Source organism: Dickeya parazeae Ech586 (genome assembly GCF_000025065.1).
GTDB classification, from domain to species: domain Bacteria; phylum Pseudomonadota; class Gammaproteobacteria; order Enterobacterales; family Enterobacteriaceae; genus Dickeya; species Dickeya zeae.
Map to the genome: position 1 here is coordinate 1,654,091 of NC_013592.1, position 13,992 is coordinate 1,668,082.

The window sequence follows — 13,992 nt, forward strand, 5'->3', positions numbered from 1 at the left end:
GACGGCGGTTGCCTCGGCACTCTGTGACGAGTTGGGGAGTGAGAAAGAAATTAGCGAGGACGCTGTTGGTTAAGGCGCTTCATACTCTCAATGGCGGCGGCACGCTTTTGCCAGGCGGAGATGGCGTTGCCGGTGCCCGTGGCGATGAGTGTCCCGGCGGCATGGCTGCCTTTGGCGGCCAGCCGGGCCGCCGCCGCGCCGGTTTTCATCGCCGGTTTTGCTGCTTCAGATGACGTGCTCGCCAGACCGCGTAAGCCGCTCATGGTGGCCCCCTGCAAGGTGGCCTGAACGGCGATACCGCCTAATGCACCGGCGATTTTCGCTGCAAACCAAATAATGACGCCGGAAATAACGCCCGCAACACAACACTGAACACCAAGCGTAATGATATTGGCGCTGTCGGCAAAATTAACCGCCTTATCTAAGATACCATTGAGGTAATTAATGACGATCCTGATTGATAAAGCCGAAAACATCATTGTAAGGATGACCGTAAAAATAATTTTCATCCAGTTGTTAAACATTGGAGTCAGGAACCCATACAACAGGCAGAAAATAAATAATGGCGCGGTCGTCGTCATTAATACAATGATAATTTCGGCTAACAGGTTAACCGTAGCGCCAAAAAGCAGTGTGACAATAACACCGCCCCAGACCAGAATTTCGGCAATACCGCCGTTGAGCTTTACATAGGCGGAATCATCCTGTTGATAAAGTTTTTGCCCAATGGTCTGTGCTTTATCCCAGACGGTATCGAGCAATGACCAGACATTATCATCACCGCTGACGCCGTCTTTTAAGCCGTTAATGGCCGCAATGGCTAAATTCAGCCAGCCATCGAGATTTAAAACGAAGGTCATGATTAATAACATTCGCCCTATATCCCACATGACATCTTCGACGGGTGTTTGGCGTTTTCCGGCCAGGGTTTGATAACCCTGATAAGTGACAAATACAGTGAAGGAACTGACGGCGATAATACTTATCATATCGCCATAGACGGAGGTTTGCCCCCGCAGTATGGCTTGTAGGCCGTCAGTGATCGTGTTGTTCATTCCAACAAACATACCACCCGACATAGATTGCCCCTTTAGTTCAAATTGGGAACCTTGGCCTTTTCCTGACGGAGTTCGAATCGCGCTGCTCGTGCATTTTTGCAATCCTGCGAGTCTTCCCCGGATGACTCACACGCCTGATATCGCTGGTTCATTTCATCTGGGTGCGCTTTGTACCATTGTGTTGATTTGGGGTTATCACATCCTGTTAGGCAGAATGCGCCCCAAATAACCGAAAAAATGCACAGTGACGTTTTCATGCTTGCCCTCTCAATGATTAAAATCGGGAACCGGTGCGGCAAGTTGCTGCTCATTGAATGCATTTTGCCGTTGCTGCTCCAGCAGTGTTGCCCGCTGTTCCGTCTGCCGGACAGACATCTCCCACTGGCTGGTCAGGGCGTTCAGTTGCACGCTTTTGGCCGCGACGGCATTCGCCAGGTCCTGTGACTCTTTCGAATCTTTGGCATTGGCGATGCGGTCAGACAGGTCTGCGATGTCGTTCAACGTGCCCGTCATCCTGTCCTGAACCTCACGGGTATTCTCAATCGCCAGTGCCTGATTGAGTAACAGCTGTTTGCAACTGTCCTGATAACGCAGGGATGCGCGGGACGGGTTACAGCTATCAAACGATTGGTATTTTTTATATAACCCCTGAAGCGCGGAAGAATAGGAACCGTCTGGATTGGTCAGCAGGTCATCCAGTGAAATACCGTTCTTGCGAAGCGCGTCGATATCGTCTTTCAGGCTTTTTGCCTCGCGGAGAAACCCCTGAATATCTCGTATCCCTGTTGCCGTCGCCAATTGCTGTTTATAAGCATCCAGCTCGTCTTTATAGTGGGTAACGGTTTCCTGCCATTGTTTGAGTTTTTGCATCCATTGATTAATCGACTCGGCATTGTTGACGGCATCAAACACCGGGATACCGGCACTTATCGCCGGTGCGGACAGCCAGAGCGAGAACGCCAGGAAGAGATATCGGGTTTGCATGGTGAGTTACCTCCGAAGTGAATCTCAGATGGCCTGTTCGAGGAAGGCCGCTTTCCAGTCGTGAGGGGACATGCCTTCCTGATAAAGCGCATCAAACCGTTTCAGGTTGTCTTCGCTTCCGCTCAGAAGTGTGGTGAGGTTGCCGAGGCCCGATAAATCCATTCTTGCCAGGGCGACAAAAGGCCGGGTTTCACCGGCGCGCAGCGGTGTTTTCACGATGACCATATAATGCTCGCCCGGGTCCAGACGACGGACGGTGTCATACACGCTGTCGGGGACGTTCACTTTCTCCACGTAATCCGCCCGGCTGGCTTTGGGATTGGCGAGAAAGATCTGCGTGCTGCACTGTTCAATAATCGCGGGCGCGATGGGGTGCCTGACAATTTCATCGGGGGACTGGGTGGCGGGGATAAAAATGCCGTTCAGTTTGCGGATCACCTTGAGCATATTGAGGGAGAATTTGGAAAACTCGACATCCGCCAGCCATTTCCAGAATTCATCCATGAACATCACCAACCGGCGACCGTCCAGCAGGCTGGTGACGCGGAACAGCAGGTAAAAGGTGATCGGGCCGCGGATGTCGTCGTCATCCAGAAATTCCGTTCCATCGATGCCGATGTTATCGCTTTCGCCGATGTTAAAGCTGTCCTCCGCGTTATCGAAAATCCAGCCGAATTCGCCGCCCTGCGCCCATTGTTTCAGACGGATGCGCAGCCCGTTGGTTCTGGCCTCGCGGGTCGGCGGCTCGGGCAACACCTCCAGCAGCCGGGTAATGCCATAACGGCGCAATTCCGGCGGGTAGTCCTGCATCAGGGTATCCACGGCGGCGCTGATGCGCGCTTCATCGCGTGGGTCGAGCGGTTTGCCGTTGCGACGGCACAACATGCGGACCAATTGCTTGATAAAGCTGATGTTGCGTCGGGTTGGCGCAAGTGAAAACGGATTGAACCCGGCAGGCGTACCGGTGCGGATGCGGAAGTAACGCCCGCCCATCTGGCGGATCGACATCTCGGCGGCCCGGTCTTTATCAAAGTAAACGGTGGTCAGCCGTTTACCGGGGGTAGCGGCGGAAAATGTCGCCGGGTGGCGGTACTTCTGCATCAGGTGTTGCATCATCGTCATCAGCAGGGTCTTCCCTGAGCCGGTTTTGCCGATGATGGCGGTATTCCCCGGTGTTTTCTCGTTAAAATCATCCCGCCCGACCTGGCTGTCGTGCAGGTTCAGGTAATAACCGCCGCCGCCGGGCGATGTCAGAATGGCGATGGCGTCACCCCACGGGTTGCCGCTGCGTTTGTGAGGGTGAAAGTTATGCAGGCTGCCCAGATCCGCGTAATTCTGGCTGCTGACGACCACCAGCCGGGGGCGAAAGGTGTACATGCCGGGCAGTTGAGCCAGATAGGCCGCAGGTAACGACAGCGTGGACAGCGAGGTCATGATACCGAGGTCGGTAAACGGCTGGGCCAGCGCGTGGGTCTCCCTGACCACCTGCTCGGCACTGGCCGACGACACCAGCAGGGAAAAATGGTATTTGCCGCAGGACACATGCCCGGACTGGAGCAGATCGCGCAAGACAACCAGCTCTTCACGCTGTGACAGGGCGTCATCGTCGGTCGCGTTCAGCCGTTTTTCCGCCAGCCGGATATGGTGTTGTGCTTCATCCCGCGCCATGCAGGTGAAAGACTGCGTCAGTACGTACTCGCTTTCGGCATACAACAGCGCATCCAGCAGGCCGGCCGCGGTCTCCGGTGAATAGTCCTTGATTTCCAGACTGCGAAAGAAACGGGAGCCGCCGACGGTCTGGCATTCGGCGGTATCGGTGGTAAAAAACACATCCGGTGTACTGAGCGTGAGGTAAAACGGTGAGCGTGTCACCGCCACCGGCTGCCATTGGCCGGTGATCAGGCGATGGTAGAACGCCAGTTGCGAGGAGTAGACCCGTCCTTTCTCCTCATAGGTTCCCAGAGGGGTCGCCATATAGCGTGACAGCGCGCTGCCGAGTGCGGCATGGTGCTCCAGCATGATCTTCAGCGCCTGATCCAGCGCCGCCTGCCTTTTTCCGGCGGGCTGTGTCTTCATGGCCTTTTTCTCCAGCGCGGAGAAGGGCGCATAACAGACGGTGAAAAACAGCCGATGCCGCCAGAGCGGCTTCGCGTTGAGTGCCCGGTAATAGCGCGTTGCGACCTCGTCTGAAAACGGAATGCCCGAGGTTGCCTCGAAGGCATCCTGATAGGTCTCCCGGATGCGGTGAATATAGAACGTGACCGGCAGCCCTTCATAGGCGCGGATCAGGTTGTTGAGATGGCTTGTCATCAGCGTCAGGTGATGTTCATCCTCAGATTCAAACACGGTGCCGCCCAGCTCCCAGGAGGCGACGAAATCACCGTGGCGGTTTCTGATGACGTGCGGGTGAAGGTGGGAAGAGTAAGGGATGTATTTATCCAGCGTGATGCGCGCGTTTAATTTCATCTTGTCGGTAAACTCCGAAATATCGACGGCGTCATACCGGCTTGCCAGCATCGCCGTCGCCCCGAAATGGCGATTGGTGGCAAACCGGCCACGGGTTTTAAACGCCAGCCACAACAGCCCGAAATAATGGATATCGGCTCTGGCCTTCGCCCGCATTTCCAGCCAGGCCGGGATCAGCAGCAGTGCAAGGTAATAGCGGGTGTAAACCGACAGCAGGACGATGGCCCCGCTGACGAGAACGAACGGGACAAGGGGGATACCCATAATGGCGGCGGGCCGGGTGAGCGCTTTATTCAGGGTGGTCATCGGTTTTCCCCTAGGATGCCCAGTACGCGCCAAAGCCGGATGCGCCGACGATCAGGATGGCCCCGATGATGACGTTGCGCATGTCATGCAGGCTTTTACCGTCAAACAGCACCTTGTAACCCACCCACATGGTGGCCAGTGTGATGGTGACGGCGGCCAGCCCCAGCAGACCGGTTGACGTGTTGCTCAGCGTGTCGTTGGCTTTGGTAAATCCGCTGCCTGCCGCTAGCGCCTGGCCGGAAATGAAGGCGGGGAAAAAGGCCGGTAAGTATTTACGTTTTTGCATCGTCATTTCTCCTCATAGCTCACAGGGGGGATACATCGCCGCGAAGGACGGCGTTGGGGTAGCGCAGGGTGGTCGAAACCGGTGTAGTGGTGTCGGCAAGCTCACCGCGCAGCACGGTGGCCGGATAATGCATCGCTGACGTGGCCTGGCTGGCGCGACTACGCGTGCGGTCTTCCTGCGTTGACGGGACGGCATAGCCAATACGCTGGAGATAGCTGGTCTGGCTAAAGGCGGATTCGGGCTGTTGACCGGCAGTGAAATTACCGGCGTAGTAGCAACTGAGTGCGCGTTGCAGCGTGCCGCCGCGCTGATAGCAGTCGGTAAGGATGCGCTCAAAAACAGACAGATTGGTACACGGGTCTAACAACGCCCGGGCGGTCACGCCGTAATGCCGGAAATGGGTGCTGGTGATTTGCATCAGCCCGACCGAATAGCGGCGACCCCTGGCCTCTATCCGGTTGATGATGTTGACGGCCATTTCATCGCGGGTGGGCTGATGAGAAATGACACCTGCGCTGCCGGGTGTTCTCTCCTTCTTCGGCACGATTTCAGCGATGGCGTAAGGATTAAAGCCGGATTCCACCTTCGCCACATCCAACGCGGTGGACGGGTGAATGCTGGCGGCACACTGCATCGCCGCCGCCAGAAAGGCTGTCGGGGAAAGCATGATTGCCTCGGTGACGTCATTCAGGTTACACATTGCCACCAGGCAACCTGATGGCGGGGGAACGGTGCGTTACGGCTGGGCGTCCATTGTGCCGGGCTCCGCTGGTGGTGCGTCGCTGTCGTCCCGGGGTTCGAGAAGCACCAGCTTACCGGAGACGGCAAGGCCGGGTGTCAGGACGATGTTCAATCCGGGTTTACCGTGATGAGCGAAGGCTACGCCGACCTTGGTCCAGAATGTGTTTTTTTCTCCGCGTGAGTCGGGCGGGCTTTCCTGCGTGACAAACACGTGATAAGTAGGTTTTCGCATGGTATTTCCTTTAATCAACAAGAGTGATGAGTTAAACAGAGAGGTCACATCCCGATTCTGCATTCCGGTTTCAACGGGTCAGCGAGAACATTCAGCGGCACCCTGAATTGTGGTTACGTGACAGCCCGACCCAACTTGTTAAAGAGCAATACCGGCCCCTGACGACTACACGTCCATCACGCTCGCCAGGGGAAGGTGGCAGGGTTAGCGTGCAATAGTTCATTCGGGGGGGAAATGGGAAAATCAAAAAGGAAATAAGAGAGAAAATGTATAGTGTGGTAATTATTTGAGTGATGGATTTTATTGGATTGGGTTTGAGTTGGTACGCTTGTGGTTTAGGGATATACCTAATCTGACAGGCTGCTTTGTGCCAAGAGCAGACATTGTTAGATTCACAGTGAATCATTCAGCCGGGAGCTGGTCAGCAGCGTGCTCTAAGCTATTTACTAGATTAGGTTAACCATTTATGCTATGCGAGCAACTTAAAATTAGTATGTGGCTGAGTTTCATATATTGAGAGAAAAATGACTTTAACAGAACTAAAAGAAACCTGTATTTTTAGATATAGAAACTTTAACAAAAATACAAAGAGAGAAGTGGCCAATTTTGAAATGTGGCATTCAAATATCGAGGGATTGAACGACCCTTTCGAATTCCCTATTATAGTTAGCTGGGATAAACTACACAGCAAAGATAAGTCACTTTTAGTTAAATACGCTTTGAAATATAAAATATTAAGTGAAGATGAGTTATCTAAAATGCTCATGGACGAAAAAACTTATGGTGTACAGGGTGTGCACAGAGTAATAATGGAAAATCTAGAGCGCGCAACTATAGCATTAAATGACTATGTAAATACTTTATTAGTCTGTTGTTTCAGTGAAAACATGGAATCACCCCTCATGTGGTCACATTATGCAGATGGAATGAGAGGGGTATGCATTGCATATAGCAGAAAGTCTTTTGAAAATCACGAAAACTTTAATTTACAACCGGTAGTATACAATACTCATCCTATAGAGTTCAATCACGACGATATAAAAACCATTCCTGTAATCAATGAATTTAAATCTTTCGATTTTAAAAACTCAGAGCATATTTTATCTGAAGGGCGGTTGGTTAGATTGAAATCCCAAAAGTATTTATTCCAAAAACATATAAGTTGGGGGTATGAAAGTGAAATAAGAAATATAGTTGATCCCAATAAAAGACTTAATGGACAGCTGGTATCATTCCCAAAATCGGCTATTAAAGCAATAATAGTTGGGTGTAAGATGCCTTCTCGTAATGCAAGGATGATCCTGCGATTTTGCAGAAAGAATAATCTTTCATTGTTTGTTGCTTATCCTGATAAGGCTAACTACAAAGTTAATATTGAAAGTATCATTTAACATCTTGAATGTAACATAACATATTTTATTGAGTCGGAAGCTTAATCTTTCTCGAAAATAATACATTTCATTGTGATAATTTATCAAGTGGTAGCGTAATAATGAAGCTATAAATACAATTTCGCGAATAAGTTCATGAGGACGATTTTCCTTACATAGCTAAATTAATGTCCGTTCCTCGCTCATTGCCGACTGTCAGGGGTAATAATGCTCTAATAAAAAACACCTTCATATCAGGTTTGAGTCAATACAGACAGGTAATAATAGCGACGAATTTTTGCTTAGCGTTTAACGCTAATAATAAGCGTTGTCTTTATGAGAAGAGTAAGTAACGCACAGAGAAGCTATATTCGCTGCGCGTATATTCAATTATCATCGCTGACGGCGTTCAATAATAGCCTGGCATTCCGTGCAGGTTGTCACACCTGGCAGCGTTTGCCGTCGCTTCTCAGGAATAGGCTCACCACATAGGCGGCAGTAATGTAATGAAGGCGTGGTTGCTGGCTTAAAACGATTCTGTTCAATCATCTCTTCCAGTCGTTGCTCATTAAATTCCTGATCGCGATCGATCTCATCTGGCATGTGGTGTCCTCCTGTTCGATGCTTCCTTTTCGCAAAGGGTGATACGGTTCCAGACAACGGTGAACGAAGGCCTTTCCTTTAGTGAGGACAACGCTTCGGTGATCTGCATCATTGCTTCCAGCGCGTCAGGCGTTTCCAGGTTTTCAGGTCGGCTTTTCTGCCATAACCGCCAGATTTCGGCATCAGTGGTTTCATCGGGGATAGGCGTTCGGCCATAAGGGATGGTGACACCCAATAACCGACGACGAGTGCAGACCTCGTTTGAGGTGAGGCCAAAAAAGTGGTGCAGCAGGGTGATTGATCCTCCCAGCCTGATGGCACGGTTAATCTGTTGTTGGCGTAGCGCTTCCTTGCGGGATAACGTCAGAATCTGTTGTAGGACTTCATGGCGGACAGTGACCGCCATAAATTGCGCTGATGCCCGGCTGACGATAAACAGTTCGTCGAGGGAGAGCTGATTGAGGGCATTTAATTCGTCAAAGGTGAACCCTAACGTCTCACAATAACGAAAATTACCGTCCTTGAGCGCAGCAAGGGCGTGTGTTAACACCGCGTAATTCAATGAGGGGATCATAAGGTGATATCCTCCATCAGCGCGTTAAGCGGTTGGCTAATTTGAAGTTAATCCATTCGTCAATTTCAGATTCGAGCCAGGCCACGCTGGCGGGACCAATCTTTATTGAGGCCGGAAAGGTTCCGTCTTTCATATACAGATAGATTTGCGAGCGCTTCAGGCCAGTTTTTTCTTCCACTTGTCTCAGACGCAATAACTGATGAGATGACATAGGTTCCTCCAGTGCAGAATGGCGTATGCCCGGAGAAGACAAAAAAACACAGCGAGTGACGGAGTGAAAGTTGATGAGCCCGTATTACGGATATCACCATCCTTAATACGGGTTTTTAGACAATATCGCGGAATTGTTTTTCTATAACTCAGCGTTTATTTAACCAGAAGAAGTCTTTCACGTGGTTCGGTGCAATTTTTCCGATGACGGTTGGGTGCCCATGACCTTTCTGCTACCACGATGTTTATGGCAAACTCTTTATAGGCGGTTGTATTGTTACCACCCGTGATTACACGTGATCTGACAAGGTATGTTTATTGACTGGTCGGCCATTATCGCCAGTCTGGCAGGTGCGGAAGTCGTGGTGAATACACGCTGGGGGAGGCCTGGCGCTGAACTCGCTATTGGTGACCAGCATGTTCTATTGACTGATGAAAGCCAGTACCCGCTATACGCTGAGAACCGCGGGTTGCCAAATTAAAAGACAGAGCCTAATCCTAACCACTCCTCTTGCTTCGAAATAACTCAAGCACGTCTTGCGCAAACTGATCATCCACTATGTAGAAATAGCATTCCGGTACGTCCAGTACGCGAGCAAACTCGCACACCAGCTCGAAGGTCGGCTTGTGCGTACCGTTTTCATAATGAGACAAGCGTGAGTAAGCCGTAGCTTCTTCAAGCCCAGCCAGTACACCCAGTTTTTCCTGAGTGAGTTTAGCGTGCAAGCGTGCTTCTTTGAGTCTTTTGGGGATCATGCCGTGTTCCCAATGAGGATTTCACGGAGATCTTTAGCATTGCTCAATAGAATTTATCTTTAGAGTTCATAAAGATGGTGATTTGTATTTATAGGGATCGCTAATTTTTTCAATTAATTAGATTTGTTTTTTCTCCACTGAACCAACTCGCCAGCATGCAACTTCAGCATGGCTTCAGCAAAGCTGTCATCCAGCGTGTAGAAGTATCCTTCCGGTACATCCAGTATTTTGGCAAACGTGCATATCAGCTCAAATTTTGGTTTGTGCCTGCCATTCTCATAGTGTGACATTCTTGAGTAGCCCGTCTCCTCAGAAATCCCGGCGGCTATCGCCAGTTCTTCCTGTGAAATCTTTGCACGTTCTCTTGCGGCTCTTAGACGCTGCGGAACCATAACTTTTCCTGTTATTGGTTATATTGACATCATCTTTAGCATTCCTTAAGATGAATCATCTTTAGACTTACTAAAGATAACATTCATCCACTTATCCTTATTGGACTTCAAGTCTTTGAATGAGGTAAACAAAATGGCTAATATCGACTGGCATTCCGCCGACATTATTGCCGGGCTTCACAAACGGGGAACTACGATGGCCGCTGTGTCTCGGGCGGCGGGGTTGAATTCCTCCACGCTGGGTAATGCGCTTAATCGCCCGTGGCCTAAAGGGGAACAACTGATTGCTGATGCATTGGGCGTACCGGCCTATGAGATTTGGCCGAGCCGCTATTTTGACGAGCAGGGGCAGTTAATCCCGCGCACCCCACGCTCTCGCCCCCGGTATACTCAGGATAAATGATCGTTAGCTATGCCTGCGGCAAAGCAGGCAGAGAAGGGCAGCGATAGGAGTATCCCTTTCATGTTTAAATCACACTCATTAGCGTGATTTTCGTTCACTTTTATCCTGTTTACCTCTGTTCTTTGTGGCCCGATGCTATCGGGCCAGTCTTCGTGCATGAGACGCAGGTATACCCGTTGGTTTTCTTTGGACTCAATAAGTTGAGGGGTGGATGCCGCAAGACATGGCGGGTAGGGTGCCGACACTATCTTTACCTCTTGAGTGGGTCTTTAGTCTCACAAATCAGCATGATGAAGCCGGATTATCTGGTGCTGTCTTTCCCCGTGCCGGAATGCCTTTCTTTACCACTCGACGGGATATCTGGCACAGCAATATGCGGTAAACACATTGGCATCCCAGCGTTCATAAAAATCAAAACCGTGATTACAATCACAAAAAACAAGTCACTAATAGATCGAAAAATAGTCACCTACAGAATGATCACAAAATCTGCGCAACTTCTTGCTCACTTTCCAGCATAAATCCCTGTTTGCGCAATGGATGCCGTTTTTTCGGGAGGTCTGCGCAATTTTTTGCTCAAGTTTGACTTAGGGAAAATGGCGATATTATTTTTCCCTTTAAAAACAACAGAATAAAAACTGGCACAGTCATTGCTTTGTAAACGGTGAAGTCACACTAACCGTTCAACAACAAGGAGCAAGACTATGCCAACTCCATGCTATATCAGCATCGAAGGTAAAACTCAGGGCAATATCACCGCCGGTGCCTTCACCTCTGACTCCGTCGGCAACATCTACGTGCAGGGTCACGAAGACGAGATGCTGGTGCAGGAATTCAAACACATCGTCACCGTCCCGACCGACCCGCAGTCCGGCCAGCCTGCCGGTCAGCGCGTGCACAAGCCGTTCAAGTTCACCGTCGCCCTGAACAAGGCCGTCCCGCTGCTGTATAACGCGCTGGCCTCCGGCGAAATGCTGCCGACCGTGACCCTGAAGTGGTACCGCACCTCTGTCGAAGGCAAGCAGGAGCATTTCTTCACCACCACCCTCACCGACGCCACCATCGTCGACATCAACAACCAGATGCCGCATTGCCAGGACCCGTCCAAGCAGGATTACACCCAGCTTATCGAAGTGTCGCTGGCCTACCGCAAGGTGGACTGGGAGCACACCGTGGCCGGGACTTCCGGCTCTGACGACTGGCGCGCGCCGATCGAAGCGTAATGGCCATCAACCCGGACTCCGGTCCGGGTGTTGTCGTTTTCAGCCTGCCCTGAGCGATGGCGACGGTTATCGCTGAGTGCGGACGCAGACAGGGAATAAGGAGGACGTCAGGTGGCCAACAGTACCGGATTGCAGTTTACCGTGAAGGTCGGCGCGTTGCCGGACACCACCTTCGCGGTGGTGGATTTTGAACTCAGTGAGGCGCTGAACCAGCCGTTTGCGCTGTCGCTCAATCTGGCCAGCAGCCAGCCCGGCATCGACTTCGGCGCGGTGCTGGACCAGCCGTGCGAGCTGCTGGTGTGGTACGACGGCGAACTGCAGCGCCGGGTCAGCGGTATCGTCAGCCGCTTTGCCCAGGGCGACACCGGTTTTCGCCGTACCCGCTACCAGGCCGAAGTGCGCCCGGCGCTGTGGCGGCTCGGTCTGCGTACCAACGCCCGTATCTTCCAGACCCAGAAGCCGGACACCATTATCAGTACCCTGCTGGAAGAAGCCGGAATTACCGATTACGCCTTCGCCCTGCGCCACGAGCATGCGGTGCGCGAGTACTGCGTGCAGTACCGCGAAAGCGACCTGGCGTTCATCCACCGGCTGGCGGCGGAAGAGGGGCTGTTCTACTTCCACGAGTTCGAAGCCGGGAAGCACCGGGTGGTGTTTGCCGATGACGCCGGTGCGCTGACCAAAGGCCCCGAGCTGTTCTTCAATCTCGCCACGCAAGGCTTGTCGGAAGGGGCGTATGTGCGGCGTTTCCGCTACGCCGAAGCGGTCAGTACCGCCGAGGTGGCGCTGAAGGACTACAGCTTCAAGACCCCGGCCTACGGGCTGCTGCACAACAGGATGAGCAGCGAGCTGGACCACCAGCGTGAATCCTACCAGCACTTTGATTATCCCGGCCGCTTCAAGCAAGACCCGAGCGGTAAAGCGTTTACCGGCTACCGGCTGGACGCGCTGCGTGCCGGGGCAATGACCGGCAGTGGCGAATCCAACGCCGCCGAACTGATGCCGGGTGGCACCTTTACCCTCACAGAGCACCCGAACCCGGCATTCAACCTGGCCTGGCAGGTGGTGGCGGTCACCCACAGCGGCCAGCAGCCGCAGGCGCTGGAAGAAGAAAGTGGCGGCGAGCCGACCACCATCAGCAACAGTTTCGAGGTGGTGAAAGCCACCACCACCTGGCGTGCGGCCATGCCGTACAAGCCGATGGTGGACGGCCCGCAGATTGCCACCGTGGTGGGTCCGGCGGGGGAAGAGATTTACTGCGACGAGTTTGGCCGGGTGAAGCTGCAGTTCCCGTGGGACCGCTACGGTGCCAGCGACGACCAGAGCTCCTGCTGGGTACGCGTCAGCCAGGGCTGGGCCGGGGGGCAGTACGGCCTGATTGCCATTCCACGCATCGGCCATGAGGTGGTGGTGAGCTTTCTGGAAGGCGACCCGGACCAGCCCATCGTCACCGGGCGCACCTTTCACGCCACCAACCCCTCGCCGTATCCGCTTCCGGCCAACAAAACCCGTACCTCGCTGCGCACCAGTACCCATAAAGGGGCCGGGTTCAACGAACTGCGCTTTGAAGACCAGGCCGGGCAGGAAGAGGTGTTTATCCACGCCCAGAAGGACATGAACACCGTGGTGCTGAACAACCGCAGCACGGCGGTCAACGCCAGCCATACCGAGAATGTCGGCGGCGACCAGACCGTGGTGGTGCAGCACAACCAGACGGTGTCGGTGAAGGAAAATCAGGTCACCGAAATCCAGGGCGAGCAGACCGTCGCCGTCACCAAAAACCGCCACACCACCGTTGACGACAACGAGTCGCTGCAGGTGAAAAACAATATCGCCATCCAGTCCCAGAGCGGCGACATCCTGATTGCCACCGCGGGTGGCTTCATCGCCATCGACAAGGACGGCAACATTTCCATTACCGGCAAAGGACTGGTGCTGAACGGCACCCGTATCGATTTGAACTGAGGGAGCAGCACGCATGTATCAGATGAACGAAGGCACCCTGGCTATTCCGGCGGGCTGGCGCGACGAGTCGCTGCACGTGTTTGTGCTGCCGGGCGACACCGCCAATCTGGTGGTCAACCGCACACCGATTGAATTCGGCCTGTCGCCGGACACCGTCTATGAACAGACGCTGGCGCAGTTTTCCTCCCACCTGAAGGGCTATCAGGAGCGCGCCGCCTGGGAACTGACGCTGGACGGTCAACCCGCACGCGGGCTGGAGTACAGCTGGCGCTCGCCGGAAGGCCCGATGCACCAGGTGGTGGTGATGCAGGTACGCGGCGAGCTGCTGCTGACCTTTACCCTCACCGCCGCCGGTGAGCTGCAGGATGAACAGAAAGCCGCGCTGCTGGCGGTTATCGAGACGTTCAAAGCCGCGTCCTGAAG

General features: G+C 53.0%; 18 protein-coding genes. 6 read left to right on the forward strand and 12 right to left on the reverse strand.

Features of this window, described 5'->3' with window-relative positions; all coding sequences use genetic code 11:
* Nucleotides 1–50: 50 nt before the first annotated feature.
* From DD586_RS07240 to DD586_RS07265, 7 genes are all read right to left on the reverse strand, one after another.
* On the reverse strand, nucleotides 51–1,079 hold the full coding sequence (locus tag DD586_RS07240) for a type IV secretion system protein (protein ID WP_012884158.1): 1,029 nt from the start codon (nucleotides 1,077–1,079) through the stop codon (nucleotides 51–53).
* An 11-nt stretch (nucleotides 1,080–1,090) separates the two neighbouring features.
* Nucleotides 1,091–1,378: an EexN family lipoprotein gene (locus DD586_RS21290; RefSeq protein WP_323740341.1), complete on the reverse strand. Its 288-nt coding sequence runs from the start codon at nucleotides 1,376–1,378 to the stop codon at nucleotides 1,091–1,093.
* Nucleotides 1,326–2,042 carry a type IV secretion system protein gene (locus tag DD586_RS07245; RefSeq protein WP_012884159.1) on the reverse strand — a complete coding sequence of 239 codons (717 nt, stop codon included), beginning with the start codon at nucleotides 2,040–2,042 and terminating at the stop codon, nucleotides 1,326–1,328. Before DD586_RS07245 ends, DD586_RS21290 begins: the two co-directional genes overlap by 53 nt.
* 24 nt (nucleotides 2,043–2,066) lie before the next feature.
* The gene (locus DD586_RS07250) at nucleotides 2,067–4,814 is read right to left on the reverse strand and encodes a VirB4 family type IV secretion/conjugal transfer ATPase (protein ID WP_012884160.1); all 2,748 of its coding nucleotides are present in this window, start codon (nucleotides 4,812–4,814) and stop codon (nucleotides 2,067–2,069) included.
* 10 nt (nucleotides 4,815–4,824) lie between these two features.
* Nucleotides 4,825–5,106 carry a TrbC/VirB2 family protein gene (locus DD586_RS07255; protein ID WP_027712549.1) on the reverse strand — a complete coding sequence of 94 codons (282 nt, stop codon included), beginning with the start codon at nucleotides 5,104–5,106 and terminating at the stop codon, nucleotides 4,825–4,827.
* A 13-nt stretch (nucleotides 5,107–5,119) separates the two neighbouring features.
* A complete protein-coding gene (locus DD586_RS07260) occupies nucleotides 5,120–5,767 on the reverse strand; it encodes a lytic transglycosylase domain-containing protein (RefSeq protein WP_012884162.1) in 648 nt (215 codons plus the stop codon).
* 69 nt (nucleotides 5,768–5,836) lie between these two features.
* Nucleotides 5,837–6,073, reverse strand: coding sequence for a hypothetical protein (locus DD586_RS07265; RefSeq protein WP_012884163.1), 237 nt, complete (start codon nucleotides 6,071–6,073; stop codon nucleotides 5,837–5,839).
* 524 nt (nucleotides 6,074–6,597) lie between these two features.
* On the opposite strand from DD586_RS07265, the gene DD586_RS07270 reads away from it, so the two are divergent.
* On the forward strand, nucleotides 6,598–7,464 hold the full coding sequence (locus DD586_RS07270; protein ID WP_012884164.1) for a DUF2971 domain-containing protein: 867 nt from the start codon (nucleotides 6,598–6,600) through the stop codon (nucleotides 7,462–7,464).
* A 372-nt stretch (nucleotides 7,465–7,836) separates the two neighbouring features.
* Here the strand turns inward: DD586_RS07270 and DD586_RS07275 are convergent, their stop codons facing one another.
* The 3 genes from DD586_RS07275 to DD586_RS07285 are packed head-to-tail and all read right to left on the reverse strand — an operon-like array spanning nucleotide 7,837 to nucleotide 8,831.
* A complete protein-coding gene (locus DD586_RS07275) occupies nucleotides 7,837–8,046 on the reverse strand; it encodes a TraR/DksA family transcriptional regulator (protein WP_012884165.1) in 210 nt (69 codons plus the stop codon).
* Nucleotides 8,036–8,620 (reverse strand): DUF2857 domain-containing protein, encoded by a 585-nt coding sequence (locus tag DD586_RS07280; protein WP_012884166.1) that lies wholly within the window; start codon nucleotides 8,618–8,620, stop codon nucleotides 8,036–8,038. The genes DD586_RS07275 and DD586_RS07280 overlap by 11 nt, the downstream gene beginning before the upstream one ends.
* 16 nt (nucleotides 8,621–8,636) lie before the next feature.
* Complete coding sequence (locus DD586_RS07285) at nucleotides 8,637–8,831, reverse strand: AlpA family transcriptional regulator (RefSeq protein WP_012884167.1); 195 nt, start codon at nucleotides 8,829–8,831, stop codon at nucleotides 8,637–8,639.
* Nucleotides 8,832–9,141: 310 nt separating this feature from the next.
* Between DD586_RS07285 and DD586_RS21970 the strand changes: the two genes are divergently transcribed.
* The gene (locus tag DD586_RS21970) at nucleotides 9,142–9,312 is read left to right on the forward strand and encodes a hypothetical protein (protein WP_157668888.1); all 171 of its coding nucleotides are present in this window, start codon (nucleotides 9,142–9,144) and stop codon (nucleotides 9,310–9,312) included.
* A 16-nt stretch (nucleotides 9,313–9,328) separates the two neighbouring features.
* On the opposite strand, the gene DD586_RS07290 is transcribed toward DD586_RS21970, so the two are convergent.
* Both DD586_RS07290 and DD586_RS07295 read right to left on the reverse strand, forming a co-directional pair.
* Nucleotides 9,329–9,586 (reverse strand): helix-turn-helix transcriptional regulator, encoded by a 258-nt coding sequence (locus DD586_RS07290; protein ID WP_012769229.1) that lies wholly within the window; start codon nucleotides 9,584–9,586, stop codon nucleotides 9,329–9,331.
* 113 nt (nucleotides 9,587–9,699) lie between these two features.
* On the reverse strand, nucleotides 9,700–9,978 hold the full coding sequence (locus tag DD586_RS07295; RefSeq protein ID WP_012884168.1) for a helix-turn-helix domain-containing protein: 279 nt from the start codon (nucleotides 9,976–9,978) through the stop codon (nucleotides 9,700–9,702).
* Between the two features lie 133 nt (nucleotides 9,979–10,111).
* On the opposite strand from DD586_RS07295, the gene DD586_RS07300 reads away from it, so the two are divergent.
* The 4 genes from DD586_RS07300 to DD586_RS07315 all read left to right on the forward strand — a co-directional run bounded on the left by DD586_RS07300 (nucleotide 10,112) and on the right by DD586_RS07315 (nucleotide 13,990).
* Nucleotides 10,112–10,381, forward strand: coding sequence for a helix-turn-helix domain-containing protein (locus DD586_RS07300; protein ID WP_012884169.1), 270 nt, complete (start codon nucleotides 10,112–10,114; stop codon nucleotides 10,379–10,381).
* Between the two features lie 704 nt (nucleotides 10,382–11,085).
* The gene (locus DD586_RS07305; RefSeq protein WP_012768188.1) at nucleotides 11,086–11,604 is read left to right on the forward strand and encodes an Hcp family type VI secretion system effector; all 519 of its coding nucleotides are present in this window, start codon (nucleotides 11,086–11,088) and stop codon (nucleotides 11,602–11,604) included.
* A gap of 111 nt (nucleotides 11,605–11,715) precedes the next feature.
* On the forward strand, nucleotides 11,716–13,569 hold the full coding sequence (gene tssI / locus DD586_RS07310; protein WP_012884171.1) for a type VI secretion system Vgr family protein: 1,854 nt from the start codon (nucleotides 11,716–11,718) through the stop codon (nucleotides 13,567–13,569).
* Between the two features lie 13 nt (nucleotides 13,570–13,582).
* Nucleotides 13,583–13,990, forward strand: coding sequence for a DUF1795 domain-containing protein (locus DD586_RS07315; protein ID WP_012884172.1), 408 nt, complete (start codon nucleotides 13,583–13,585; stop codon nucleotides 13,988–13,990).
* Nucleotides 13,991–13,992 lie beyond the last annotated feature (2 nt).

What these genes read in the sequence shown, in the direction of transcription:
- DD586_RS07240 (WP_012884158.1), bottom strand. Translation starts at nt 1,079, where the DNA reads ATGTCGGGTGGTATGTTTGTTGGAATGAACAACACGATCACTGACGGC.
- DD586_RS21290 (WP_323740341.1), bottom strand. Translation starts at nt 1,378, where the DNA reads ATGCATTCAATGAGCAGCAACTTGCCGCACCGGTTCCCGATTTTAATC.
- DD586_RS07245 (WP_012884159.1), bottom strand. Translation starts at nt 2,042, where the DNA reads ATGCAAACCCGATATCTCTTCCTGGCGTTCTCGCTCTGGCTGTCCGCA.
- DD586_RS07250 (WP_012884160.1), bottom strand. Translation starts at nt 4,814, where the DNA reads ATGACCACCCTGAATAAAGCGCTCACCCGGCCCGCCGCCATTATGGGT.
- DD586_RS07255 (WP_027712549.1), bottom strand. Translation starts at nt 5,106, where the DNA reads ATGACGATGCAAAAACGTAAATACTTACCGGCCTTTTTCCCCGCCTTC.
- DD586_RS07260 (WP_012884162.1), bottom strand. Translation starts at nt 5,767, where the DNA reads ATGCTTTCCCCGACAGCCTTTCTGGCGGCGGCGATGCAGTGTGCCGCC.
- DD586_RS07265 (WP_012884163.1), bottom strand. Translation starts at nt 6,073, where the DNA reads ATGCGAAAACCTACTTATCACGTGTTTGTCACGCAGGAAAGCCCGCCC.
- DD586_RS07270 (WP_012884164.1), top strand. Translation starts at nt 6,598, where the DNA reads ATGACTTTAACAGAACTAAAAGAAACCTGTATTTTTAGATATAGAAAC.
- DD586_RS07275 (WP_012884165.1), bottom strand. Translation starts at nt 8,046, where the DNA reads ATGCCAGATGAGATCGATCGCGATCAGGAATTTAATGAGCAACGACTG.
- DD586_RS07280 (WP_012884166.1), bottom strand. Translation starts at nt 8,620, where the DNA reads ATGATCCCCTCATTGAATTACGCGGTGTTAACACACGCCCTTGCTGCG.
- DD586_RS07285 (WP_012884167.1), bottom strand. Translation starts at nt 8,831, where the DNA reads ATGTCATCTCATCAGTTATTGCGTCTGAGACAAGTGGAAGAAAAAACT.
- DD586_RS21970 (WP_157668888.1), top strand. Translation starts at nt 9,142, where the DNA reads ATGTTTATTGACTGGTCGGCCATTATCGCCAGTCTGGCAGGTGCGGAA.
- DD586_RS07290 (WP_012769229.1), bottom strand. Translation starts at nt 9,586, where the DNA reads ATGATCCCCAAAAGACTCAAAGAAGCACGCTTGCACGCTAAACTCACT.
- DD586_RS07295 (WP_012884168.1), bottom strand. Translation starts at nt 9,978, where the DNA reads ATGGTTCCGCAGCGTCTAAGAGCCGCAAGAGAACGTGCAAAGATTTCA.
- DD586_RS07300 (WP_012884169.1), top strand. Translation starts at nt 10,112, where the DNA reads ATGGCTAATATCGACTGGCATTCCGCCGACATTATTGCCGGGCTTCAC.
- DD586_RS07305 (WP_012768188.1), top strand. Translation starts at nt 11,086, where the DNA reads ATGCCAACTCCATGCTATATCAGCATCGAAGGTAAAACTCAGGGCAAT.
- DD586_RS07315 (WP_012884172.1), top strand. Translation starts at nt 13,583, where the DNA reads ATGTATCAGATGAACGAAGGCACCCTGGCTATTCCGGCGGGCTGGCGC.